Source organism: Amycolatopsis sp. NPDC048633 (assembly GCF_040650695.1).
Taxonomy (GTDB): Bacteria; Actinomycetota; Actinomycetes; order Mycobacteriales; family Pseudonocardiaceae; genus Amycolatopsis.
This window is the reverse complement of record NZ_JBEZHS010000002.1, coordinates 299,740-322,414: the sequence shown is the minus strand read 5'-3', so window position 1 is coordinate 322,414 and position 22,675 is coordinate 299,740. Positions and strand designations below refer to the sequence as shown.

Here is a 22,675-nt window from a genome sequence, read left to right as displayed (position 1 = left end):
ACTCGGTCACCCCCACACGGGCCGCAGCTCGATCGCGCCGAACTTCGCGACCGGGTGCGCCGCGGCGACGTCGATCGCCTCGGCCAGGTCGGCGCAGTCGAGGATGTCGTACCCGGCGATCTGCTCCTTCGTCTCGGCGAACGGGCCGTCGGAGACGAACGTGCCGCCCTCGCGCGGCCACAGCGTCGTCGCGTCGGCGACCGGCCGCAGCTGGTGGCCGTCGAGACGGCGGTCCCCGGCTTCGGCGACCCAGTCGTCCGGGTGGTCTTCCGCGGTGCCGACGAGGTCCGGGTCGACGCACACCCACATCAGGAACTTCATCGCTCAGTCCTCCCCGAACGGCCGGATCTCGATGGGGAACCGCCCGGCGGACGGGTGCGCGGCCGCGATCGCGATGGCCTCGTCGAGATCCGCGCACTCGACGACCTCGCAGCCGGCGATCCATTCCTTCGTCTCGGCGAACGGGCCGTCCGACGTCAGTCGCTGCCCGTCGCGCACCCGCACGGTGACAGCTTCGGCGGGCGGCCGCAGCAGCGTCCCGGTGTGGGTGGCGCCGCGGGCTTCGACGTCGCGCAGCCAGGCGACGAACTCGGGCATGGCATCGATCTCGGGCGGGCTGAACAGCTCCGCGCCGTCGTCGCAGATCATCAGCATGTACCGCAAGGCTCCTCCTGGTCGTCCGGTGCAGCTTCTCACCCACCCGACGCCGCCGCGGCCCGGAATCGACAGGTCCCCGGAAAGTTTTTCGGGCGACCTGTCGATCCGGGCGCAGCTCTGCGTCGTCCGGGCGGAACCACCCCAAGACCGGAGGAGCCGTCATGATCCCGATCAGCCAGACCGGACAACTGTGGACCGCCACCCACCAGGGTGACCGCGACCGCCGCCGCGCCGAGGAACGCCTCGGCGAGCTGGTCGCCCGGTGGACGCGCCGGCGGCGACCGGCCACCCGGGAGCCGCGCGCTCCCGGGTGGCCGGGGGCTCAGCCCACCTGCACGTCGATGCAGGAGTAGAACGCGTTCGTCGTGTCGGCGATGTTCCAGACCGCCAGGACCGTCTGGCGTCCGGTGTGGCCACCGAGGTTCACCTGGTGCGAAACGGTTTCCGGCGGCTGCTCGTTGTTGCCGCTGATGTCCGCGACCTTCTCGTTGCCGATCCAGTACTCGTAGTTCGACGTGCGGTGGCGGGCCGTGAAGGTCCACGTGAACGTCGCCGTCGTGCCGACCGGCCCGGCCTGCCAGCCCTTTCCGTTGTCGTTGAGTTCGGCGAACTGGGCATTGCCGCCGTTGCAGGACTTCAGCCCCTTCGGCCCTTCGACGCTCTGGGGTTCGTACGTGATGTCGCCGCACGACACGGTGCCCTGGGCGCACTGCGCCTGGCGGCTCGCCGGGGAGTTGACGTAGCCGTGCGCGCTCGCGATTCCGGCGGGGTTGAGCACCACCAGCACCGGGGCCAGGAGGACACCCGCCGCGGCCGCGACCAGTTTGCGCTTCATAGCAGCTCCTTCGGGGACAGGCTCGGTTCCCGCCGTCGGGTACGACGAAGTCGCGGCGGGCAGGCCCACCGCGTCGGGAAGGGGTTCGAGCGAAGGAAAATTGTGGTCTAGACCATACGTCGGGTCGGCCGATTGGTCAACAGATGGCAAAGTCGGAGTTCATGTTGGTAAGACGCCAACCGTCACCCGGTGTTCCGTTCAGCGGGACCCGCCGGGGAGACCAGGCAGCGCGGCGCGCGCCGCCTGCCTCTAGGATTCCGCCGGTGACCACCTACGACGACACGTTCGAGCACCTCGACGCCTCGGCCCTGCCGGAGCGGCAGCAGAAGATCCTGGTGGCCATCCGGGACTGGGTGGTCGGCCACGGCTACTCCCCCAGCACCCGCGAGATCGGCGAGGCCGTCGGCCTGCAGTCGACGTCGTCGGTGTCGAAGCACCTGGCGAGCCTGGAGGACAAGGGCTTCCTGCGCCGCGGTGCGGGCGTGTCGCGCCCGATGGACGTGCGTGCGTTCCTGCACGGCGGCGAAGCGCGCGAGGACAGCGACTCCGTCCCGGTGCCGGTCGTCGGCGACATCGCCGCCGGCACGCCGATCTCGGCCGTGGAGCACGTCGACGACGTCCTCAAGCTGCCGCGCGACCTCACCGGCCGGGGCACCGTCTTCGGCCTGCGCGTGCGCGGCGACTCGATGATCGACGCCGCGATCTGCGACGGCGACATCGTCGTGGTCAAGCAGCAGACCGAGGCCCACTCGGGCCAGATCGTCGCGGCGATGATCGACGAGGAGGCGACGGTCAAGGTCTACCGCCACCGGGGCGGCCACGTGTACCTCGAGCCCCGCAACCCCGCCTACGAGGTCATCGACGGCGACCGGGCGGCGATCCTGGGCGTGGTCGTCTCGGTGCTGCGGAGCGTCTGACCCGCTTCACCAGGTGACCGGCAGCTCGTACACGCCGTACACGGACCCGTCGTGCTTGAACGGGATCCGCTCGACGTCGGTGGCCAGCGCCAGCGTCGGGATCCGCCGGTACAGCGTGCTGTAGACGACCTGCAGCTCCAGCCGGGCGAGCGGCTGGCCGAGGCACTGGTGGACGCCGAAGCCGAACGCGACGTGGCGGTGCGCGTCCCGGGTGAGGTCGAGCCGGTCGCCGTCCGGGAAGACCGCCGGGTCGCGGTTGGCGACGTCGTTGGCCATGATCATGCCCTCGCCCGCGCGGATGGTCTCGCCGGCGATCTCGATGTCCTCCAGCGCGAGGCGGCGGCGGCCGTTGTGCGTGATGTTGAGGTAGCGCAACAGTTCTTCGACGGCCGACGCCACCAGCGCCGGGTCGTCGCCGTCGCGCAGCAGCGCCAGCTGGTCCGGGTGCTCCAGCAGGGCCAGGGTGCCGAGCGCGATCATGTTCGCCGTCGTCTCGTGCCCGGCGATGAGCAGCAGCACGCCCATCTGCGCCGCCTCCGTGCGCGACAGCTCCCCCGCGTGCACCCGGGCGGCGAGCCCGGAGAGCAGGTCGTCGGCGGGCGCCTCGAGCTTCTTTTCCATCAACCGGTCGAGGTAGCCGACGAGCGCCCGGTGCCCGGCCGCCCGCTCCTCGGGCTTGGCGTCCCGCCGGATGATGAGCTTGCTGTTCTCCTGGAAGAAGTCGTGGTCGGTGTACGGGACGCCGAGCAGCTCGCAGATCACCAGTGACGGCACCGGCAGCGCGAACGCCTCGACGAGGTCGACCGGCTTCGGGCCGGCCAGCAGCTCGTCGAGGAGGTCGTCGACGATCTTCTGCACCGCCGGGCGCATCGCGGCGACCCGCCGGATCGTGAACGGCGCAGTCACCATCTTCCGCAGCCGCGCGTGCTCCGGGTTGTCCATCAGGATGAAGCTGATCCCGGTGCCGCCCTGGGGCAGCGGGGCCGGGCTCGGGTAGCCGGGGCGGGTGATGTCGGCACTGACGCGGGGATCGGCCAACAGCGTCCGCTGCTCGGCGTAGCGGGTGACCAGCCACGGCGTGCTGCCGTCCCACAGCCGCACGCGCGCGAGCGGCGCCTCCCCCTGCAGCGCCCGGGCCGCGGGCGGCGGGTCGAACGGACAGCCCGCGGCGCGCGTCATCGGGAACTCGGGGATCTCGGCGGTACTCGTCATCGTTCCTCCGCGGTGGCCGGCAGTTCGTGATCAGTCAACCGAAGACTGCTACGCTAAGTCAAGCGACTGATTTAATTCGGACATCCGGAGGACCGCCCGTGCTCGACCCGTCCACGCCCGCGAGAGAGGCTTCGCCGCGCGCGAACCTCGTCGTCGCGGTCCTCGCCCTCGCGGGCATCACCGTCTCGCTCATGCAGACGCTGGTCATCCCGCTGATCCCCGCCCTGCCCGGGCTGCTGCACGCCTCCGCGGCCGACGCCACCTGGGCCATCACCGCCACCCTGCTCGCGGGCGCGGTGGCGACCCCGACCATGGGCCGGCTCGGCGACATGTACGGCAAGCGGCGGATGCTGCTCGTCAGCCTCGGCGCGCTGGTCGTCGGCTCGGCGGTCGGCGCACTCTCCGACACCCTCGTGCCGATGGTCGCCGGGCGGACGCTGCAGGGCCTGGCCGCCGGCGTCATCCCGCTCGGGATCAGCATCATGCGTGACGAGCTCCCCGCCGAACGGCTCGGCTCGGCCACGGCGCTGATGAGCGCGTCGCTCGGCGTCGGCGGCGCGCTGGGCCTGCCCGCCGCGGCGCTGCTGGCCGAGAACGCCGACTGGCACGTGCTCTTCTGGACCGCGGCCGGCCTCGGCCTGGTCGTCACCGCGCTGGTCGTCGCGCTCGTGCCGGAGTCGCCGGTGCGCACCGGTGGGCGGTTCGACGTCCTCGGCGCGGCCGGGCTCTCGATCGCCCTGGTGTGCCTGCTGCTGGCGATCTCCAAGGGCGCCGACTGGGGCTGGGGCAGCGCGGCCACGCTGGGCCTGCTCGCGGGGGCGGTGCTGGTCCTGCTGCTGTGGGGCCGCTGGGAGCTGCGCACCCCGCGCCCGCTCGTGGACCTGAGGACGAGCGCCCGGCGCCAGGTGCTGCTGACGAACATCGCGTCGGCGGTCTTCGGCTTCGCGATGTTCGCGATGTCGCTGGTGCTGCCCCAGCTGCTGCAGCTGCCGGCCGCCACCGGCTACGGCCTCGGCCGGTCGATGCTGGTGGTGGGCCTGGTGATGGCGCCGTCGGGGCTGGTCATGATGGCGCTGGCGCCGGTGTCCGCGCGCATCACGGCCACGCGCGGCCCGAAGACGACGCTGATGCTCGGCGCGGTCGTCGTCGCCGCGGGATACGCCCTCGGCATCGTGCTGATGAGCGCGACCTGGCACCTCGTGCTGGTCTCGAGCGTCATCGGCGGCGGGATCGGGCTCGCCTACGGCGCGATGCCGTCGCTCGTGATGGGTGCCGTGCCGGTGTCGGAGACCGCGGCCGCGAACAGCTTGAACACGCTGATGCGGTCCATCGGGACGTCGGTCTCGAGCGCCACCGCCGGGCTGATCCTCGCGCGGCTGACCGTCCGGCTCGGACCGGTGGAACTGCCTTCGCAGAACGGTTTCCGGCTCGTGCTGGGGATGGGGTCGGCCGCCGCGCTCATCGCGCTGGCCGTCGCCGCCTTCCTCCCCCGGCACACGCCGGCGGCGCCGGCACCCGCGAGCCCGGAACCCGCGGCGGCGGCGGGCCGCTGACCGGCGGCTCCCGGGACGGTTCGCGCGCGGTGCGCGTCCCGTCAGCGCCGGGCGCGAACCTCGGGGTCATCGCCGGGCCACCACGGCCCGGCACCGACCCGGAGGAGCCGGACATGACGAAGAACGCCTTGGTGACCGGGGGTTCGCGAGGGATCGGCCGCGCGATCGCCCGCCGGCTGGCCGCCGACGGTGCCGTGGTCGCCGTGCACCACGGCGGCAACGAGGTCGCCGCCAAGGCGACCGTCGCGCTGATCGAGGACGCCGGCGGGCGCGCGTTCCCGGTGGAGGCCCGGTTCGGCGAAGCCGGCGCCGTCGACCGGCTGGCCGACGCGGTCATCGAGGCGTTCGGCGACGCCGGGCTGGACGTGCTGGTGAACAACGCGGGTATCGGCTCGCACAGCACCATCGGCCGGCTGACCGAGGAGGAACTGGACCGGCTCCTGGCCGTCAACGTCAAGACGCCGATGTTGCTGATCCAGCGCCTGATGCCGCTGCTGAACGACGGCGGCCGGGTCGTCACCGTCGGTTCGATGGCCTCGCGGATCGCGGTGCAGAGCCAGATCGCCTACACCGTCAGCAAAGCCGCCGTCGAGGCGCTCGCGCCGACGCTGGCGAACGAGCTCGGCCGCCGCGGGATCACGGTCAACACGGTCGCGCCCGGGCCGATCCGGACCGACCTGACCGAACCGGTGCTGGCCATTCCCGAGGCGGCGGCGGGCCTCACCGCGATGACCGCGCTGGGCCGGATCGGCGAGCCCGAGGACGTCGCCGACGTGGTGGGGTTCCTGGCCGGGCCGGACGGCCGCTGGATCACCGGCCGCACCCTCGACGTCTCCGGCGGCACGTACCTCGGCCCGATCGCCTGAGCCGGCACCGGCCGCCCGGGAATCAGGCCCGGGCGGCCACGCCGTCGAGGTGGAGCACGCCGTCGGTGTGCTGCGCGGCGACGAACTCGGGGCCCTTGGTGACGAGCCGCGCGATCGCGGTCGCGTGCCCGTGGCCGAGGCTGTGTTCGGTCTTCAGCCAGGTGACGATCTCGCCGTGCTTCGTGAGCTTCTTCTCGGCCGCGAGGCCGAGGAAGGCGCGCGGGGTGATGCCGGTCTGCTTCTCGGCGTTGTCGAGGTAGGCCTGAAAAGACATGGTGACTCCACGGGTCGTCCGAAGGTTCTTCGGTCTGCCTTGCTTGCCCCCAAGGTTCCACCGACAACTTTTTTTGTCAAGGCTTCACGGCAACGACTGCCAGCGTCGTGTAGGACAGCGTGAAGCCGCCCCCAAGGCCATCGATCGCCGCGCCGACACCGGCGAGCACGTCCGCCAGCGCGTCCTGCGCAAGCCGAGTCAGACCGCCGGTCGTCGGCAGAAGATCCAGCCATTCGTCGCGACTGTAGGTCCGCTCCCACGCGAACGACCACCGCTCGGGTGCGCCGAAATGGCCCGATTCCCGGATGCCGTCGGCGAACTTGGCGAACATGACTTCGTAGAGTTCGGCAGCGCTCCGCGACTCCCCCGCGAACGGCGAGTCCGGCAACACCCGCCGAATACCTTCGGCGAGGGCTTCCGCCACCGCACCGGGCGGCTGGAACACGTGCGCGAACAGGGCAAGCACCCCGCCGGGACGCAAGACCGCGGCCGCCTTGGCGGCACCGGCGACGGGGTCGACCCAGTGCCAGGCCTGCCCGGCGACAACGGCGTCGAAGGAGCGCTCGGCCGGCTCCCAGTCCTCGAACTTGGCGACCTCGACATCAATGCCGCTCTCCCGGGCGAAGGCGGCCATCCGCGAATCAGGGTCGACACCGAGCACCCGGCAGCCGGCGGCACGGAACTGCCGGGCCTCGATCCCGGTACCGCAGCCGACGTCGAGAAAGTCGCGCCCAGGACTGGCAGCGAGGACACGATCGACGAGTTCGGCGGGATACTCCGGCCGGGCGCGGTCGTAGCGTTCGGCATCGACCCCGAAGGATTCGGCGAAGTGACGGGCTTCATGAGGCTGAGTGGGCATGCGCCCACCATAATGGGCACATGCCCACTAGGACAACCACGTGGCCGTTCGCGACGGGCGTAACGGAGAATGAGCCCATGCCGACCGGAGTCCACTTGCGCGACGTACGCCAGCAGCTGTTCCAGGCAGCCGAGCGAGTCCTCCTCCGCGAGGGCCCGAACGCCCTGACAAGCCGAGCGGTAACGGCCGAAGCCGACGTGGCAAAGGGCGTACTCCACAAGCACTTCACCGACTTCGACGCATTCCTGGCCGAGTTGGTCATGGACCGCATAGCCCGCCTGACGGACCAGTCGGCAATCCTGGTGGCCGCAGCGGGAACCCGCACAGTGGCCGAAAACCTGGTAGACGCCCTCACAGAGCTCTTCGACCCGGTCTCAGTAGCCCTCACAAGCTTGGTCTTCTTCCGCGACGAACTCCGCACGCGCCTACGCCGCCCAGACAACGGCCTACCGTTCCTGGCGGAGGCAAGGGAGATGCTGACGTCCTACCTGAAGGCAGAGCGAGCCCAAGGCCGCATAGCGGCAGACGCAGCCGCGGATTCCCTGGCCCTATCCCTGATCGGAGCAAGCCACCTGCACTTCGCAGGCCGCCCCCGCCACACCCTCCCGGAGGAAGCAGAGCTACAAAAGCTGGTCACCACAACAATCGCGGACGTAGTCCAGCGAAGGCTGCTGTAAAAGTCCAAAATAGACAAAAGTCTGGCCGACTACGAGAGGCGACCAGACTGGGGGTCCGGGGGCGTGCCCCCGGCGGGGGTGTGGGGGCTCGGCCCCCACAAGACACAACGAGAGGGTCATGTCCGCGCACTCCGCGGACACAACCCTCTCAACCATCTCGTGGGCGATACTGGGATCGAACCAGTGACCTCTTCGGTGTGAACGAAGCGCTCTCCCCCTGAGCTAATCGCCCGTTGTACGAACTTCCACGAGTTCCCGGGGGTGGGCTCGTGGTGCGCGATACTGGGATTGAACCAGTGACCTCTTCCGTGTCAGGGAAGCGCTCTCCCGCTGAGCTAATCGCGCGCTGCGGAACTCTGTACTGACAGAAGCATATCGGATGCCTGCGGAGGGTCAGCAGGGGGTCGGGTGTGACCGCGCGCACGGGGGAAACCGCCGTGACATGAAGGCGTCGAAACGGGCAGACTGCGAGGAGACAGCACGCTTGAGGTCCCGGTTGTCGCCGGGTCCGTGCGCCGACCAGGAGAGCTCCCACCCCGATGACCGACACCGTGTCCACTCCGCCTGCCGACCTCGACCGCGCTCCGGTGCGCCCGGGGTTGCTCATCGGCGTCCTCGTGCTGTCCGCGTTTGTGATGATCCTCAACGAGACGATCCTGAGCGTCGCGCTGCGTGACCTGACGGTCGACCTGCGGGTGCCGACCACGACGGTGCAGTGGCTGACCAGCGGGTTCCTGTTGACGATGGCGGTCGTCATCCCGACGACCGGGTTCTTGCTCGAGCGGTTCTCGCCGCGGGCGGTCTTCCTGTTCTCGCTGTCGGCGTTCAGCCTCGGCACGTTGCTGTGCGCGCTCGCGCCCGGGTTCGCGATGCTGATGGCCGGGCGCGTGGTGCAGGCGTGCGGGACGGCGGTGATGCTGCCGCTGCTGATGACGACGGTGATGCGGCTGGTGCCGCCGGAGCGGCGTGGCGCGACGATGGGCACGATCACGATCGTCATCGCGGTGGCGCCGGCGATCGGGCCGACGATCGGCGGCGCGGTGCTCTCGTCGCTGGGCTGGCGGTGGATGTTCTGGATCGTGCTGCCGCTGTCCGTGGCGGCGCTGGTGACCGGTGCGCTGCAGCTGCGCCTGACGAGCGAGACGCGGCGGGTGCCGCTGGACGTGCCGTCGGTGCTGCTGTCGGCGATCGGGTTCGGTGGCGTGCTCTACGGGCTGTCGTCGACCGGTGAGCAGGGCGGTGCGGAGCCGCTGGTGCCGGCGTGGCTGCCGATCGTCGTCGGGGTGGTCGCGCTGGTGGTGTTCACGTGGCGTCAGCTGCGGCTGCAGCGCCGCGACCGGGCGCTGCTGGACCTGCGGCCGTTCACGCACCGGAGTTTCGTGGTGGCGCTGGTGCTGACGTCGCTGCTGTTCGTGTGCCTGATCGGCGCGGCGGCGATCCTGCTGCCGCTGTACCTGCAGACGGTGCTGCACACGAGCACGTTCGTGAGCGGCCTGGCGGTGCTGCCCGGCGGCCTGGTGCTCGGCCTGCTGGGCCGTCCGGTGGGGGCGCTGTTCGACAAGGTCGGCGCGCGCCCGCTGGTGATCCCGGGCGCGGCGGCGATGGCGTTGTCGCTGTGGCTGTTCACGACGCTGGGGGCGGGTTCGCCGCTGATCGCGGTGATCGGGATCCACGTGCTGCTGATGGCCGGGCTCGGGCTGATGATGACGCCGCTGTTCACCGAGTCGCTGGGCGTGCTGCCGGAGCACCTGTACTCGCACGGGAGCGCGATCCTGTCGACGCTGCAGCAGGTGTCGGGGGCGTTGGGGACGGCGGTGTTCGTGAGCGTGGCGACGCTGTGGAGCGCGGACGGCGCGGCCGCGGGGCCGGACGCTTCCGGGCTGCGGGCCGCGTTCGTGGTCGCCGGGGTGATCGGGTTGCTGGCCTTCGCGGGGACTTGGCTGATCCGCTCGACGGGCGCCCCCAAGGCAGCTCCGAAGCACTGAAGCCGGGTCCGCTCGGCGGGCTCGAGGGGTCTGGCCGCGCGTTGGCGATGTCATGAAAGACTCTTTCACCTCGTCCGGCGAGGTGAAAGAGTCTTTCATGACATCCGGGCCGCCGTCGCGTCCGTCCACTTCGGACGAAAAAGTCCCGCTTCCGCTCAGCGAAGGCTTGGGGGGAGACCTGCGAGCGAAAGCGGGAGTTCGAGGCCGGTACGGGGGTCGCCTCGCGGCGAGTGGCGCTACACGGCTCCGGGCGAACCGGTTCTCCGTGAAGGCATTGGGTGAGGCCCGGGGACTCCTCCGTACCGACACCCGTTACAACGTCCCGCGCGCGCCGGTGTTCCCGACGTGACCGGGCTCATGCCAGCATCCGACCCAAGAGGACACCCAAGCGGGCACGATCCGCCGCCCCGAAGTCCGACAAGAGCGGGGCCATCGCCCGCGAGACCTCCGCCGTCAGTTCCGCGGCCAGCGAGTGACCCTCCGGGGTCAGGCTGACGCGCACCGAACGGCCGTCGTCGCGGCTAGCTTCTCGGGAAACCAGACCGCGGCGGGCCGCCCGGTCGACCAGGCCGCTGACCGACGACCGGTCCAGACCCAGGTGCGTCGCGAGCTCGGCCATCTTCGGCGTGCGGTCCCGCAGGATCCCCAGTACCCGCAGCTGCGTCAGGGAAAGCTCGTGCGCGGCCGCCACCTGGCTCAGCCGCGCCATCACGGCGAAGGACACCTGGGCCAGGTTGTCCAGCACCTCGTCGGGTTCGGTCATGCCGTCGAGACTACCTTGAACTAGTTGGCAATGCCATCTAAAGTAGTGGGCATTACCAACTAAAAGGAGCCACCATGCGCGCCGCCGTCGTCACCGGGTTCGGGACCCCGCCCACCTGTCAGGACTTCCCCGAACCACAGCCCACGAGCAAGGACGAAGTCCTCGTCGACGTCATGGCCGTGGGCCTGCACCCGCGCGTCCGCAGCCAGGCCGACGGTTCGCACTACACCGGATCGGGTGAACTTCCGCTCGTCCCCGGCATCGACGGCGTCGGCCGGGCACCCGACGGCACGCTGCGGTACTTCGTGCTGCCCGACACCGCCATGGGCGCCATGGCCGAACGCACGGTCGTGGACACGAGACGCAGCGTGGTCCTGCCCGGGGACGCCGACCCGGTGCTCGTCGCCGCGGGCATGAACCCGGCGATGTCGGCCTGGGTCGCCCTGCGCCGGCGCATCGAGTTCGCCGCCGGGCAGGACGTCCTCGTCCTGGGCGCCACCGGGAACGCGGGCCGGCTCGCCGTCCAGGTCGCGAAGCACCTCGGCGCGGGCCGGGTCGTCGCCGCCGGCCGCGACGCCAGGCGACTCGCCGACGTACCAGCCGACGAAGCCCTCACCTTCGACGAGCTCGGCAAGGCCACCGACGTCGACGTCGTCCTCGACTACGTCTGGGGCCCGCCGACGGCCGACGCGCTGCGCACGATCGTCACCGAACGCGCGGACCGGGGCCGCCCGCTGACCTGGGTCGAGATCGGCTCGGTGGCGGGGCGGACCACCGAGCTCCCGTCGGCCGCGCTCCGGGCGGCGCGCCTGCAGCTCGTCGGCAGCGGCCAGGGTTCCGTGCCGACCCGGGACATCGTCGAGGAGCTGCACGCGCTCGTGAAGGAGATCGGCCGCTTCCGGATCGACGCGCGCCCGGTGCCCCTCCAGGACGTCGAAAGCGCCTGGCGGGACACCGGCAGCACTCAGCGCCTCGTCATCACTCCTTGAGATCCTTGAGATCCTTGACCTTCGGCGTCGCCCGCACGCCGGAGTGCAGGTACCGCTCCCCCGTCGGCAGCGTGTAGAACGTCACCGAAATCCAGCCCCGCATGCCCGCGGGGCTGAAGGCGAACTGGGCCGGGCCGACCGGCACCAGCTCGTCCTCGGTCGTCGTCTCCGGCACCAGCTCGGCGAGCGGGCCGGTGACGGTCTGGCGCATCCGCAGCTTCCCGTCGAGCTCCATGACGTCGATCCGGACCGACTCCCGCTCGTAGACGCCGAGGAACTCCGAGGCGTCGACCGCGGGCGGCGGCACGGCCGGTTCGAGCGGGCGCGGCATCACCACGGCCGCCAGCTCGGCGAACAGCTCGCGGTAGAGCTCCTCGTAGAGGTCGTGGGTGCTGCCGCCGTTGGTGAGCAGGGTGATCGCCAGCCCCTGCTCCGGCAGGATCCGCAGGAACGCCGCCTGCCCGATCGTGTTGCCGTCGTGGCCGTACACGCGACGGCCGTCCCAGCCGAAGCGGATCCAGCCGAGGCCCCACGAGTCGCCGAGGGTGTCCTTGTCCGGCATCTCGAACTGCTCCTCGGTCATCGCGTTCGCCGACTCCGCCGAGAGCACGCGCGAGCCGTCCGGGCCGAGGCCGCCGGTCAGGTGCAGGCGGGCGAACGCCAGGACGTCGTCGGTCGAGGCCGAGATGAGCCCGGCCGGGCCCGCCGAACGCTGCAGGCCCCACACCGGCGCGGGCTGCGGCTCGGCGTCCCCCGCCGCGACGTGCCCCACCGCGGCGCGCTGCAGGAGGGCTTCCTCCGGCAGGGTGCTCGTGCGCTTCAGGCCCAGCGGCGTGAACAGCCGCTCGCGCAGGGCCGCGTCCCAGGTCTTGCCGGTCAGCTTCTCGATCACCCGGCCGACCAGGACGAACCCCGAGTTGCAGTAGGACAGCGTCGCGCCGAGGGGATGGCTCTGCGCGGCCTGGTCGAGCACCGCCACGTACTTCTCGAGGCAGTCGTCGCCGCGGCCGGTGTCGGTGAAGACGTCGCCGTCGATGCCGCTGGTGTGCGTCAGCAGGTGCCGCAGCGTCACCTTCTTCGTGACGTCGGGGTCGGCCAGCCGCAGCTCGGGCAGGACGTCGGTGATCGGCGCGTCGAGCTTCAGCAGCCCTTCGTCGACGAGCTGCATCGCGACGGTCGCCGTCCACACCTTGGTGATCGAGCCGATCTGGAACACCGAGTCGTCGGTGACCTCGACGCCGGTCGCCTTGTTCAGCACGCCGTAGCTCGTCTGGACGACCTCGTCGCCGTCGAGCCGCAGGATGCCCAGCGCGGCACCGGGGACGCGGTGCTTGCGCGCGAGCTCGGCGAGCCGGCGGCGCCAGTGCGCGGCGTCGATCGGCACCCGGACCGGCTTGCCCGGCTCGCCCGCGTGCTGCTCGGCCCAGTCCACGATGCGGCGGTTGAAGTCGGCGCGGTGCGACGGGCGGCCCTCGAGGATGAACAGGTGCGACGCGTCCGGGTAGAGCACCAGCCGGGTGGGCACGCCCTGCTCGCGCAGCGCGGTGAACCACTGTTCGGCCTGTCCCGGCGGGCACCGGTCGTCGGCGGCGCCGTGCAGGACCAGCGTCGGCGTGCGCACCTTTTCCACCTGGGCCAGCGGGGAAAGCGCCGCGTAGTGCGCGCGGTTCTCCGCCGGCACGGCCCCGAACTCGGTGACGCCCAGGTAGTGGCCGCCGTCGGACGTGCCGGCCATGCTGACCACGTCGCTGACGACGCCGCCCGCGACCGCGGCGGCGAACCGGTCGTCCCGGCTGGTCAGGTAGCAGGTCATGAAGCCGCCGTAGCTGTAGCCGGACACCGCGAGCCGCCGCGAGTCCGCCACCCCTTCGGCCACGAGCTGGTCCAGCGGCTCGAGGAAGTCCTTGGCGTCGGCCAGGCCCCAGCTGCCGATCGCGGCGGTGTAGAACGCTTCGCCGTAGCCGTCGCTGCCGCGCGGGTTGAGCAGCAGCACCGCCCAGCCGCGGGCGGCGAGCTGCTGGTGGTAGAGGTGCACGGCGTCGGCGGTGCCGTTCCACGCGTTGTGCGGGCCGCCGTGGATGTCCAGCAGCAGCGGCCGCGGGCCGGTGCGGGCGGGGTCGCGCAGCAGCCAGCCGTGCACGACCGTGCCGTCGGAGACGGTGAACTCCCGCTCCTCGTGGACGAACAGCTCGACGTCGTCGTCGCCGTGCGCGGTGCGCACCTCGAGCTCTCCCCCGGGCAGGTCGACCGTCACGATCTCGCCGTGCGACGTCGGCGTGGCCAGCAGGATCGCCGCCGTGTTCCCCGCTACGGACAGCGCGGCCACGGTGTTCCCCGCGCCCCCGACGACGCGCCGCGGTTCGCCGCCGGCGACGTCGACGGCGTACAGGTGCGTGTAGCCGCGGTCCCGGACGCAGAACAGGACCGTGGAGCCGTCGCCGGCGAGCTGCGGGAGCGCGCCGGGGTAGCCCGGGCCGCCCGGCATCACGGTGCGGTCGAGCGGCGCGGCGAGGTCGGCGGTCTCCCCGCCGTCCAGCGGCACGCGCAGCAGTCCGGCGTGGCCCGTGGCGGTGTCACGGCGGCCGACGACGAGCAGGGCTTCGCCGTCCGCGGTCCACGTGACCGTCCCGCTCATGCCTTCGCCCGAGTCGGCCAGGCGCGGCTCGGCGGTGCGGTCGCCCGCGTCGAGAACGTAGGTGCCCGAACGGAAAGTCAGGTCGGCGTCCGCATCGCGCGCCGCGGGGAAGGCCAGCCGCCCGCCGTCCGGCGACCAGGCCGGGTCGCCCGCGTGCCAGTCCCCCGACGTCACCCGCCGGACCTCGCCGGTGGCGACGTCGAGGACGTGGACGTGCTTGCGCAGGGTCCGCAGGAACCCGGCGCCGTCGGCCTTGAAGTCCAGCCGGTCGGCGACCACCGGGGCGCTCGCGCGGCGGCCCTGCGCGCCGTCGTCTTCGCCCTCTTCGGCGGCGAGGTCCACGGGAGCGCTGAAGGCGATCTCGGCGCCGTCCGGGCGCCACACCGGCGTGCCCGCGCCCAGTGGCAGCGTCGTGACCCGCTTGGGCTCCCCGCCGCCGGCGGGCAGCAGCCACAGCTGCGGCGGGCCGTCCTGGGCGCGCAGGAAGGCGATCCGCGTCCCGTCCGGCGACCACGCCGGTGCCACGTCGGCGCGGCCGCGGGTCAGCCGGCGCGCCTCGCCGCCATCCGTGGCGATCTCCCAGAGCGAGCGGGTGTCCTCGTCCTGGTCACGGTCGGCGGTGCGCAGCACGTAGACGATCCGGGCGCCGTCGGGCGAGATCGCCGGCTGCTCGGGGAGCTCCAGGGCGTACAGGTCGTCGATGCCGAGACGTCGGGTCATGCGGATCTCCTTGTGGGATAACGGTCTCACGCGGCGAAGTGGCAAGCCGCGCGGTGCGGCCGGTGGGCGGCGTCGTCGGCCGGGTCGGCGCTGACGCAAAGAGTGCGGTCGGTGTGCACGAGCGGGCCGATCGGGCACCGCGGGTGGTACCGGCAGCCGGGCGGCGGGTGGTGCGGGTCGGCCGGTTCGGTGTCGGCGAGCGGGTCGCCGGTGTCGGCGAGCAGGTTCCGGTGCGCCGACGGCGCGGAGGCGAGCAGGTCCCGCGTGTAGGGGTGCTGCGGGTCGGTGAGCACCTGCTCGGCGGGTCCGGCTTCGACGATCCGGCCGAGGTACATCACGGCGACGATGTCGCTGACGTACCGCACGACGGCGAGGTTGTGGGAGATGAACAGCATCGACAGCGAGAGCCGCCGCTGCACGTCGCGGACCAGGTTGAGCACCGCGCCCTGCACCGAGACGTCGAGCGCCGAGGTGATCTCGTCGGCGATCAGCACCTTCGGCTGCCCGGCCAGCGCCCGGGCGAGCGCTACGCGCTGGCGCTGGCCGCCGGAGAGCTGCCCGGGCAGCATCGCGGCCCGGTCCGGGCCGAGGTGGACCAGGTCGAGCAGCCGGGCCACCTCTTCACGACGGGCGCCGCGGGAAGTGTCCCTCGGCATCGCCTCGGTGATCGACTCGCCGATCGCCATCCGCGGGTCCAGCGACGAGTACGGGTCCTGGAACACCATCTGCAGCGGGCGGCGCCGGGGCAGCTTCCGGACGTCGACACCGTCGAGCAGCACCCGGCCCGCGTTGACCGGCGCGAGCCCGACCGCGGCCCGGGCGAGGGTCGACTTGCCCGAGCCGGACTCGCCGACCAGGCCGACGACCTGTCCGGAAGGGACGGTCAGGCGGACGCCGTCGACCGCGGTCAACTTGCCGTAACGAACGCTCACCGCGTCGAACTCGAGCACGCTCATGCGGCACCTTCCTCCTGCGACCGTCCGGAAAGGACACTGACCTGCGGGTGCCAGCACGCGACCCGGTGCGCGTCGGCGGTCGGTTCCAGCACCGGGTCTTCGGTCCGGCAGCGCTCCGAGGCCAGCGGGCACCGGTCGGCGAAGGCGCAGCCGTCGGGTACCTGGTCCGGCTCCGGCGGGCGACCCGGGATCACGGCCAGTGGCTCGTCGCGGTCGGTGCCGAGGTCGACGGTCGTGGCCAGCAGCGCCCGGGTGTACGGGTGCTGGGCCGGGCTGCCGGTCGGCAGGTCCTCCACGACGCGTCCGGCGTACATCACCAGCATCCGTTCGCACGTCTGGGAAACGACGGCGATGTCGTGGCTGATGAGCAGGATCGCCGCGCCTTCCGCTTCGCGGGTGCGGGCGAGCAGGCGCAGGACCTGGCGTTGCACGGTGACGTCGAGCGCGGTCGTCGGCTCGTCGGCGATGATGAGCTTCGGCTGTCCCATCAGGCCCATCCCGATCATCGCCCGCTGCCGCATGCCGCCGGAGAACTCGTGCGGGTACTGCCGCGCGCGCCGGGCCGCGGCCGGGACGCGCACGGCGGTCAGCCGGTCGATCGCGCGGGCGAACGCCGCTCGCCGCGACAGGCCGTGGTGCTGTTCGGACACCTCGGCGAGCTGCCTGCCGACGCGGCGGGCCGGGTTGAACGACGTCATCGGGTCCTGGAACACCATGGCGAGCGAGGTGCCGAGCTCGCGGTCCGAGGCGGCCGCCAGCGGCGTCCCGGCGAACTCCAGCCGGTCGGCGGTGACCACGCCGGGCGTTTCGATCAGGCGGGACACCGCCAGCGCGGTCAGGCTCTTGCCGGAACCCGATTCGCCGACGACGCCGATCGCCTCACCCGGGCGGACGCTGAAGCTGACCCCGCGCACCGGCACGGTCCACCCGCTCGGGCCCGGGAACGCGACCTGGAGGTTCTCGACGACGAGCACCGCGTCGTCCGCCGGCTCCGCCACGGCCGCGGGCCGCGGCGCCGGCAGCGGACCCGCCGCCCGCCGGGAGGCACGCGTCCGGACCCCGACCACGCCGGCCACCGTCTCCCCCACGAGGTTGAACGCCAGTCCGGCCAGCACCACAGCCACACAGGGCCCGAGCGCGGCCACCGGGTTGACGTAGATGCCGTCCAGGCCTTCGCGCAGCAGCCGGCCCCAGTCGTAGTCCGGGGCCTGCACGCCGATCCCGAGGAACGACAGCCCGGCGAAGGCGAGCAGCGCCGAGCCGGCCCCGATGGTCGCGTTCACGACCAGCGGCTCCCCGATGTTGGGCAGCACGTGCCGGGCCAGCAGCCGGATCCGGCCGACGCCGGACACCCGGGCCGCGGCGATGAAGTCCCGCCCGGCCACCGACGCGGACAGCGTCTGCACCAGCCGGGCGAACGCCGGCGCCACCGCGAACGCGATCGCCAGCACCGCACCCTGCGTGCCGACGCCGAAGATCACCGCGAGGAACAGCGCCAGCAGCAGCCCCGGGAACGCGACCGCGACGTTGACCGCCGCGGTGAGCAGCCGGCCCGCCCAGCGCGGCAGCACCGACGGCAGCGTCCCGAGGAGTACCCCGACGCCGACGCCGATCGCGGTCGCCAGCACCGCGAGCCCGACCGAGAGCCGGGTCGCGACCAGGGTGCGGAAGAAGAGGTCACGCCCGAGGGAGTCGGTGCCGAACCAGTGCGCCCCGGACGGGCCCTGGCCGATCGCGTCCGTGTCGATCGCGGCCGCGGCGTCACCCCACAGCAGCGGGGCCAGCACCGCCAGCAGGACGACCCCCGCCAGCAGGACCGCCGAGCACGCGCCCACCGGCGTCCGCACGGCCGCCGCCCAGACCGAACCGCGTCGCGCCATCTCACGCCTCCCGAATGGCCGAGCGCGGGTCGAGCAGCCCGAGCACGACGTCGACCAGCAAGTTCACCAGCAGCACGCCGACCCCGTAGACCAGCACGATCCCCTGCACCAGCGGGTAGTCCTTCTGCAGGATCGAAGCGACGATCGTCGAGCCGAGGCCGGGCCAGGCGAACACGTTCTCCACGAGCACGGTGCCCGCCACCATCCCGGTCAGCATCAGCCCGCCCAGGGTGAGGGTCGCGGTCAGCGCGTTCGGCAGCGCGTGCCGGACGTACACCAGCCGCGCGGGCAGCCGCTTCGCCCGCGCGGTGCGGACGAAGTCGGCGCCCAGCACCGAAAGCAGCTCCACCCGGACCATCCGCGAAAGCACCGCCGCCGGCCCGACGGCCAGGGCCGCCACCGGCAGGACGTACGCGCTCACGTCGTCGCTGCCGGCCACCGGGAACCAGCCGAGCCCGACGGCGAGCAGCGCCACCAGCCCGACCGCGACCAGGAACTCCGGGATGGCGGCCAGGAACACGCTCACCGACGTGAACCCCAGCTCCGCGCCCCGGCGGCGGCCGCCCCGGGTCAGCACCGCGAAGCAGACACCGACCGGGACCGCGACGACGACCACGACCGCGAAGGCCAGCACCGCCAGCTGCAGGGTCGACGGCAGCCGGTCGCCGATCACCTGCGCCACCGGCTGGCCGCTCGCCATCGACGTCCCGAAGTCCCCGGAAAGCAGGCCGCGCACGTAGTGCCCGTACTGCACCCACAGCGGGTCGTCCAGGCCGAGCTCCGCCCGCTTGGCCGCCACCAGCTCGGCGGGTGCGGTGAGGCCGAGCGAGGCCCGCACCGGGTCGCCGGGGACCAGGTGGATCATCAGGAACGCCGCGGTGAGCAGCGCCCACAGCGACACGGCGAACCGGGCCAGCCGCCGCGCGGCGAACGCCGGCCACGGGCTGCCCCGCAGGCCGGCGGGCGCCGCCGCCGTGGTCATTTCGCGAACATCCGGATCGACGTCGGCGTCACGCTGCCCTGGCTGAGCTCGAACTTCGCGCCGCTGCCGTAGACCGGCACGACGGAGTCGAAGTAGGGCACCGCGTCCACCCGCTTGACCAGCGCGGTCTCCGCCGCGTTCCAGTCCGCGCAGCTGGCGTCGCCGGCCTTCGAAGCCGCCTGCAGCGCCGCCTGGTCGTAGCCGGGGTTGCTGATGTGGGCGAAGTTCGTGCCGTCGGGCGCGGCCGGGCCGGAGACGAACGGGACCAGCTGGCTCGGCAGCGAGAACCCGACCGGGCCGAGGGAGACCTCCCACTCGCCGGTGCCGAACAGAACCTGGCTGAGACCGGGGCTGTCGACCGCCTTGAGCGTCACGTCGGCGCCGAGGGACTTCCACGTCTGCTGGGCGAGCTCCGCGGTCGGCGCCATCGTCGGGCCGAGCTGGGTGCCGTAGAGGACGGTGAGCGCGAGCTTCTTCCCGTCCTTCGCGCGCACGCCGTCCGGGCCCGCCTTCCAGCCCGCCGCGTCCAGTGTGGACGCCGCCGCGGCCGGGTCGTGGGCCGGCAGGTTGCCGCCGACCGTGTTGCCCGGGCACACCTTCGGCTCGTTCGTGATCATGCCCTGCGACGGCTTGCCGGCGCCGCTGGTCAGCACCTTGCCGAGCTGGGGCAGGTCGAGCGCCTGGGTGAGCGCCCGGCGGACGGCTTCGTCCTGCCCGGGCCGCCCGGGCGCCTGGTTGTAGAACACCTCGCCCATCGGGGCGGTGAAGTCGCCGTGGAAGAGCTTGCGCGCCTCCAGGCGCTGCCGGTCCGGCCCGATGATCGCGGCCGCGCTGAGCTCGCCCGACAGCAGCAGGTTCGTCGCGGTCGTGGTGTTGGGGATGACCCGGATGACGACCTTGTCCGGCAGGCCCGGCTCCGCCTTCCAGTCGCCAGGGCCCCACGTGTAGTCCTTGCGGCGGGTGAAGGTGTAGTGGTCGTTGGGCACGGCCTCGGTGACGCTGAACATCCCGGTGCCGCTCTCGCCCTTGGCCAGGAGCTTGCGGTCCGCGAGTCCCTTGGCGCAGGCGATCGGCACCCCGCCGATGTTGCGGGCCAGGAACGCGTCCGGTTTCCCGCTGGTGACGCTGATCGTGCGGGACGCCTCGTCCGCGGTCGCCTTGGTGCCCGGGGCGATGTACAGCCCGGCGATGGGCGACTTGTTCGCCGGGTCGCCGATGAAGTTCACGTTGGCCGCGACGTCGGCGGCGGTCAGCGGGGTGCCGTCCGCGCACGTGATGCCCGGGCGGAGGGTGAAGGACGCGGTCGTCGTCGACGCCTCCCACTTCGCGGCCAGCCCGGCGACCGGCTTGCCGTCGCCGTCGAGCCCCAGCAGCGAGTCGTAGAGGAACCGGTCGACCTGGATGGCCACCGACAGCACGGTCATGTGCGGGTCGAGGGTGCCGGGGTCGGAGCCGGCGCCGAAGCTGAACGTCTTGCCGTCCACCGGGGTGCCGTCGCCGGAGCCCGAGCCGCTGCCCGATCCCCCGCAGGCGGTCGCGGTCAGGGCGAGCACCCCGAGCAGGACCGCCGCGGTCCGTGTCTTGGTCATGGGGTTTCCTTCCGCAGGTGGTCCACGGCGAGGCGGGCGGCCTCGCCGATCGCGGCGTCGACGGCGGGTTGCCGCTCGGCGAGGGAGTCCGCGCGGGTGAAGACGGCGACGGCGAACCGGCGTCCGTCCGGGTAGGACACGACGCCCGCTTCGTTGCGCACCGCGGGCAGGGTGCCGGTCTTGGCCGCGATGGCGACGCCGGAGGGGAAGCCGCTCGAGAGCCGGTGGGGCCAGATCTGGCGCGCCATCATCGAACGGACCCGTTCGCACGCCGCCGGGTCGGCGACGCGGTCGGTCCAGACGGCGTCGAGCAGCGTGGTGATCTCCCGGGGCGTGGACGCCGTCGTGCGCTCCGGGTCGAGCGTGGCGAGCTTCCACGTTTGTTCCGGGGTCGCGCCGGCGAACACGGCGTCGAGGTCATCGTCTTCGGCCGCACCCAAGTCCGCCATGACCGAGGCGAAGAGGTCTTCGCAGCAGCCGATCAGCCGCGTCCGGTGCAGTTCGAGGTCGGCGAGGACGCGGTCGACGGCTTCCTGGCCGACGCGGTGGTAAACGACGTCCGTGGCCGCGTTGTCGCTCATGGTCAGCATGACCAGCGCGAGGTCGCGCCAGCTCATCTCGACGTCGTCGGCGCAGCCCGCGGTGCCGATCCCGCCGATGCGGTAACGCTTCCCCACCCGGGTCCGCGCCGTCTCGTCCAGCCGGCCCGCGACGACCTCCCGCGCGTAGGCGACGGCGACCGGGATCTTGAACACCGAGGCGAGCACCACCGGGTCGTCGGCGCCGACGGCCACCTCCGGCCCGCCGCCGATCTCCCGCGCGTGCAGGAAACCCCGCGCGCCGGCCGCGGTGAACACCCCGGCGATCTCGTCTTCGACGGCCGTCACGCGCTCACCCGCCGATCGGCCCGGCCGGTGTGCAGGTACAGCGCGCGGCCGGTGCCGTCGTCGCCGACGAAGGCGTGCGGCAGGTACATCCCCTGCATCGGCTCGGCCAGGATCAGCGTGTCGCCGTTCATCGCGACCAGCTCGGACTTGTCGGGCTGGGCCAGCTCCGCGAAGATCCCCTTCGGGACGCGCTCGACCCAGACGCGGCCGTCGTCGTCCTGGCTGACCACGATGTCCGCGACCGACGACGAGTACTCGCCGACGTACCGGGTGGCGTCGATGCGCGGCGGGTCCGGGGCCGGCACCGGCGGCACGGCCAGCTCGATGCCGGTGAGCTCCTTGAGCAGGTGGGCGACGACCTCGGTGTAGACGGCGACCGGGTCCCCGCCGTTGGTCAGCAGCGCGACGGCGACGTCGTGCCCGGGCGCGAGGCGCAGGAACGACGCCTGGCCGATCGTGCCGCCGTCGTGGCCGACGACCGCGCCGCCCTCCCAGTCGAAGAGCGACCAGCCGAGGCCCCAGGCGTCGCCCATCAGGCCGAGGTCGGGCAGCTCGACGAGGCGCTCCCGCATCGCGCGGGCGTTTTCCGCGCTGAGCACGCGGGTGCCGTCCGGGCCTTCGCCGTCGCGCAGGTGCATGCCGGCGAACGTCACGAGGTCGCGCGCCCGCATCGCGAGCATCGAGCCGGCCGGGGCGTTGGACGGCGCCAGCGCCCAGATCCCGGCGGGCTCGGGGTCCGCGCCCGGCCCGGGCGTGACGTGCCCCAGCGCGGCCCGGAAGCGGATCGCTTCGTACGGGCTCGCGGCGGCGTGCGTCAGTCCCAAGGGGACGAACAGGTGCTCGGCCAGGCAGTCGTTGTACGCCTTGCCGCGCAGCACTTCCACGACGCGGCCGAGCACGCAGAACGCGGCGTTGTTGTAGGAGAACATCTCGCCGGGCGGGAACAGCTGGGGCACGTCGCCGAGGGTGGCGACGTACTTCTCGACGCAGTCGGCGCCGCGGCCGGTGTCGGTGAAGATGTCGCCCTCGAAGCCGGCGGTGTGGCACATGAGCTGCCGGACGGTGATCCGCGCGGCGGCGTCCTCGTCGGCGATCGTGAACTCCGGCAGGTACTTCCGCACGGGCTCGTCGAGGTCGAGGGCGCCTTCGTCGACGAGCTGCAGCGCCAGCGTCGTCGTCCAGATCTTGGTGACGGACCCGATCTGGAACAGCGAGTCGGCGTCGGCCTCGACGCCGGTGCCCTTGTTGAGCACGCCGGCCGCGTGGTCGATGATCTCGCCGCCGGCGTACACCGCCACGGCCGCGGCGGGGACGTGGTGCTCGGCCAGGACGGCGGGGAGCCGGCTCTCGAGCCAGGCGGCGAGTTCGGTGAGCTTCGACATGGTTGCCTCTCGTCCGAATGGGGAACCGGCGATGCGGGGATGCTAGGACGGCGACCG

At 72.3% G+C, this 22,675-nt stretch carries 21 protein-coding genes and 2 tRNA genes; 7 read left to right on the top strand and 16 right to left on the bottom strand.

Features of this window, described 5'->3' with window-relative positions; translation table 11 throughout:
* Positions 1-6 precede the first annotated feature (6 nt).
* Together AB0C38_RS08000 and AB0C38_RS07995 are read right to left on the bottom strand one after the other, a co-directional pair.
* Entirely contained in the window at positions 7-321 is a 315-nt protein-coding gene (locus tag AB0C38_RS08000) for a YciI family protein (protein ID WP_360668389.1), read from the bottom strand.
* A 3-nt stretch (positions 322-324) separates the two neighbouring features.
* The gene (locus tag AB0C38_RS07995) at positions 325-663 is read right to left on the bottom strand and encodes a YciI family protein (protein ID WP_360668386.1); all 339 of its coding nucleotides are present in this window, start codon (positions 661-663) and stop codon (positions 325-327) included.
* Positions 664-818: 155 nt separating this feature from the next.
* On the opposite strand from AB0C38_RS07995, the gene AB0C38_RS07990 reads away from it, so the two are divergent.
* Positions 819-1,010, top strand: coding sequence for a hypothetical protein (locus tag AB0C38_RS07990; protein WP_360668383.1), 192 nt, complete (start codon positions 819-821; stop codon positions 1,008-1,010).
* Here AB0C38_RS07990 and AB0C38_RS07985 read toward each other — a convergent pair.
* Positions 980-1,492: a lytic polysaccharide monooxygenase auxiliary activity family 9 protein gene (locus AB0C38_RS07985; protein WP_360668380.1), complete on the bottom strand. Its 513-nt coding sequence runs from the start codon at positions 1,490-1,492 to the stop codon at positions 980-982. The genes AB0C38_RS07990 and AB0C38_RS07985 overlap by 31 nt on opposite strands.
* 263 nt (positions 1,493-1,755) lie before the next feature.
* Here AB0C38_RS07985 and lexA point away from each other — a divergent pair, with 263 nt between their 5' ends.
* A complete protein-coding gene (lexA, locus tag AB0C38_RS07980; RefSeq protein ID WP_360668377.1) occupies positions 1,756-2,409 on the top strand; it encodes a transcriptional repressor LexA in 654 nt (217 codons plus the stop codon).
* Positions 2,410-2,415: 6 nt separating this feature from the next.
* Here the strand turns inward: lexA and AB0C38_RS07975 are convergent, their stop codons facing one another.
* Complete coding sequence (locus AB0C38_RS07975; protein WP_360668374.1) at positions 2,416-3,621, bottom strand: cytochrome P450; 1,206 nt, start codon at positions 3,619-3,621, stop codon at positions 2,416-2,418.
* A 98-nt stretch (positions 3,622-3,719) separates the two neighbouring features.
* Between AB0C38_RS07975 and AB0C38_RS07970 the strand changes: the two genes are divergently transcribed.
* Both AB0C38_RS07970 and AB0C38_RS07965 read left to right on the top strand, forming a co-directional pair.
* Complete coding sequence (locus tag AB0C38_RS07970; RefSeq protein WP_360668371.1) at positions 3,720-5,174, top strand: MFS transporter; 1,455 nt, start codon at positions 3,720-3,722, stop codon at positions 5,172-5,174.
* Positions 5,175-5,287: 113 nt separating this feature from the next.
* Positions 5,288-6,040 (top strand): SDR family oxidoreductase, encoded by a 753-nt coding sequence (locus AB0C38_RS07965; protein ID WP_360668702.1) that lies wholly within the window; start codon positions 5,288-5,290, stop codon positions 6,038-6,040.
* A gap of 22 nt (positions 6,041-6,062) precedes the next feature.
* Here AB0C38_RS07965 and AB0C38_RS07960 read toward each other — a convergent pair whose 3' ends face one another.
* Both AB0C38_RS07960 and AB0C38_RS07955 read right to left on the bottom strand, forming a co-directional pair.
* Positions 6,063-6,314, bottom strand: a complete 252-nt coding sequence (locus AB0C38_RS07960) for a DUF4287 domain-containing protein (protein ID WP_360668368.1) — start codon at positions 6,312-6,314, stop codon at positions 6,063-6,065.
* 76 nt (positions 6,315-6,390) lie between these two features.
* The gene (locus AB0C38_RS07955; RefSeq protein ID WP_360668366.1) at positions 6,391-7,173 is read right to left on the bottom strand and encodes a class I SAM-dependent methyltransferase; all 783 of its coding nucleotides are present in this window, start codon (positions 7,171-7,173) and stop codon (positions 6,391-6,393) included.
* A 77-nt stretch (positions 7,174-7,250) separates the two neighbouring features.
* Between AB0C38_RS07955 and AB0C38_RS07950 the strand changes: the two genes are divergently transcribed.
* The gene (locus AB0C38_RS07950) at positions 7,251-7,850 is read left to right on the top strand and encodes a TetR family transcriptional regulator (RefSeq protein WP_360668700.1); all 600 of its coding nucleotides are present in this window, start codon (positions 7,251-7,253) and stop codon (positions 7,848-7,850) included.
* Positions 7,851-8,010: 160 nt separating this feature from the next.
* Here the strand turns inward: AB0C38_RS07950 and AB0C38_RS07945 are convergent.
* Positions 8,011-8,082: transfer RNA gene (locus AB0C38_RS07945), tRNA-Val, on the bottom strand.
* A 38-nt stretch (positions 8,083-8,120) separates the two neighbouring features.
* Positions 8,121-8,195, bottom strand: a tRNA-Val gene (locus AB0C38_RS07940).
* A 194-nt stretch (positions 8,196-8,389) separates the two neighbouring features.
* Between AB0C38_RS07940 and AB0C38_RS07935 the strand changes: the two genes are divergently transcribed.
* Positions 8,390-9,835 carry a DHA2 family efflux MFS transporter permease subunit gene (locus AB0C38_RS07935; RefSeq protein ID WP_360668363.1) on the top strand — a complete coding sequence of 482 codons (1,446 nt, stop codon included), beginning with the start codon at positions 8,390-8,392 and terminating at the stop codon, positions 9,833-9,835.
* Between the two features lie 355 nt (positions 9,836-10,190).
* Here the strand turns inward: AB0C38_RS07935 and AB0C38_RS07930 are convergent, their stop codons facing one another.
* Positions 10,191-10,598, bottom strand: coding sequence for a MarR family transcriptional regulator (locus tag AB0C38_RS07930; RefSeq protein WP_360668360.1), 408 nt, complete (start codon positions 10,596-10,598; stop codon positions 10,191-10,193).
* Between the two features lie 74 nt (positions 10,599-10,672).
* Here AB0C38_RS07930 and AB0C38_RS07925 point away from each other — a divergent pair, with 74 nt between their 5' ends.
* Positions 10,673-11,587 carry a zinc-binding alcohol dehydrogenase family protein gene (locus AB0C38_RS07925; protein WP_360668357.1) on the top strand — a complete coding sequence of 305 codons (915 nt, stop codon included), beginning with the start codon at positions 10,673-10,675 and terminating at the stop codon, positions 11,585-11,587.
* Here the strand turns inward: AB0C38_RS07925 and AB0C38_RS07920 are convergent.
* The 7 genes from AB0C38_RS07920 to AB0C38_RS07890 are packed head-to-tail and all read right to left on the bottom strand — an operon-like array spanning position 11,577 to position 22,618.
* Positions 11,577-14,942 carry a serine hydrolase gene (locus AB0C38_RS07920; RefSeq protein WP_360668354.1) on the bottom strand — a complete coding sequence of 1,122 codons (3,366 nt, stop codon included), beginning with the start codon at positions 14,940-14,942 and terminating at the stop codon, positions 11,577-11,579. The two genes, AB0C38_RS07925 and AB0C38_RS07920, sit on opposite strands and share 11 nt — an antisense overlap.
* Before the next feature lie 26 nt (positions 14,943-14,968).
* Entirely contained in the window at positions 14,969-15,898 is a 930-nt protein-coding gene (locus AB0C38_RS07915; protein ID WP_360668351.1) for an ABC transporter ATP-binding protein, read from the bottom strand.
* Positions 15,895-17,778 (bottom strand): dipeptide/oligopeptide/nickel ABC transporter permease/ATP-binding protein, encoded by a 1,884-nt coding sequence (locus AB0C38_RS07910; protein ID WP_360668349.1) that lies wholly within the window; start codon positions 17,776-17,778, stop codon positions 15,895-15,897. Before AB0C38_RS07910 ends, AB0C38_RS07915 begins: the two co-directional genes overlap by 4 nt.
* Before the next feature lies 1 nt (position 17,779).
* Entirely contained in the window at positions 17,780-18,760 is a 981-nt protein-coding gene (locus AB0C38_RS07905; RefSeq protein ID WP_360668346.1) for an ABC transporter permease, read from the bottom strand.
* Positions 18,757-20,349 (bottom strand): ABC transporter substrate-binding protein, encoded by a 1,593-nt coding sequence (locus AB0C38_RS07900; protein WP_360668343.1) that lies wholly within the window; start codon positions 20,347-20,349, stop codon positions 18,757-18,759. Before AB0C38_RS07900 ends, AB0C38_RS07905 begins: the two co-directional genes overlap by 4 nt.
* Entirely contained in the window at positions 20,346-21,236 is an 891-nt protein-coding gene (locus AB0C38_RS07895; protein WP_360668340.1) for a serine hydrolase, read from the bottom strand. Before AB0C38_RS07895 ends, AB0C38_RS07900 begins: the two co-directional genes overlap by 4 nt.
* On the bottom strand, positions 21,233-22,618 hold the full coding sequence (locus tag AB0C38_RS07890; protein ID WP_360668337.1) for a serine hydrolase domain-containing protein: 1,386 nt from the start codon (positions 22,616-22,618) through the stop codon (positions 21,233-21,235). The genes AB0C38_RS07895 and AB0C38_RS07890 overlap by 4 nt, the downstream gene beginning before the upstream one ends.
* Positions 22,619-22,675: the final 57 nt, after the last annotated feature.

Coding starts and splice junctions, on each gene's coding strand:
- AB0C38_RS07910 (WP_360668349.1), bottom strand. CDS start 17,778: ATGGCGCGACGCGGTTCGGTCTGGGCGGCGGCCGTGCGGACGCCGGTG.
- AB0C38_RS07965 (WP_360668702.1), top strand. CDS start 5,288: ATGACGAAGAACGCCTTGGTGACCGGGGGTTCGCGAGGGATCGGCCGC.
- AB0C38_RS08000 (WP_360668389.1), bottom strand. CDS start 321: ATGAAGTTCCTGATGTGGGTGTGCGTCGACCCGGACCTCGTCGGCACC.
- AB0C38_RS07950 (WP_360668700.1), top strand. CDS start 7,251: ATGCCGACCGGAGTCCACTTGCGCGACGTACGCCAGCAGCTGTTCCAG.
- AB0C38_RS07915 (WP_360668351.1), bottom strand. CDS start 15,898: ATGAGCGTGCTCGAGTTCGACGCGGTGAGCGTTCGTTACGGCAAGTTG.
- AB0C38_RS07985 (WP_360668380.1), bottom strand. CDS start 1,492: ATGAAGCGCAAACTGGTCGCGGCCGCGGCGGGTGTCCTCCTGGCCCCG.
- AB0C38_RS07900 (WP_360668343.1), bottom strand. CDS start 20,349: ATGACCAAGACACGGACCGCGGCGGTCCTGCTCGGGGTGCTCGCCCTG.
- AB0C38_RS07920 (WP_360668354.1), bottom strand. CDS start 14,942: ATGACCCGACGTCTCGGCATCGACGACCTGTACGCCCTGGAGCTCCCC.
- AB0C38_RS07925 (WP_360668357.1), top strand. CDS start 10,673: ATGCGCGCCGCCGTCGTCACCGGGTTCGGGACCCCGCCCACCTGTCAG.
- AB0C38_RS07935 (WP_360668363.1), top strand. CDS start 8,390: ATGACCGACACCGTGTCCACTCCGCCTGCCGACCTCGACCGCGCTCCG.
- AB0C38_RS07960 (WP_360668368.1), bottom strand. CDS start 6,314: ATGTCTTTTCAGGCCTACCTCGACAACGCCGAGAAGCAGACCGGCATC.
- AB0C38_RS07990 (WP_360668383.1), top strand. CDS start 819: ATGATCCCGATCAGCCAGACCGGACAACTGTGGACCGCCACCCACCAG.
- AB0C38_RS07975 (WP_360668374.1), bottom strand. CDS start 3,621: ATGACGAGTACCGCCGAGATCCCCGAGTTCCCGATGACGCGCGCCGCG.
- AB0C38_RS07905 (WP_360668346.1), bottom strand. CDS start 18,760: ATGACCACGGCGGCGGCGCCCGCCGGCCTGCGGGGCAGCCCGTGGCCG.
- AB0C38_RS07955 (WP_360668366.1), bottom strand. CDS start 7,173: ATGCCCACTCAGCCTCATGAAGCCCGTCACTTCGCCGAATCCTTCGGG.
- AB0C38_RS07890 (WP_360668337.1), bottom strand. CDS start 22,618: ATGTCGAAGCTCACCGAACTCGCCGCCTGGCTCGAGAGCCGGCTCCCC.
- AB0C38_RS07930 (WP_360668360.1), bottom strand. CDS start 10,598: ATGACCGAACCCGACGAGGTGCTGGACAACCTGGCCCAGGTGTCCTTC.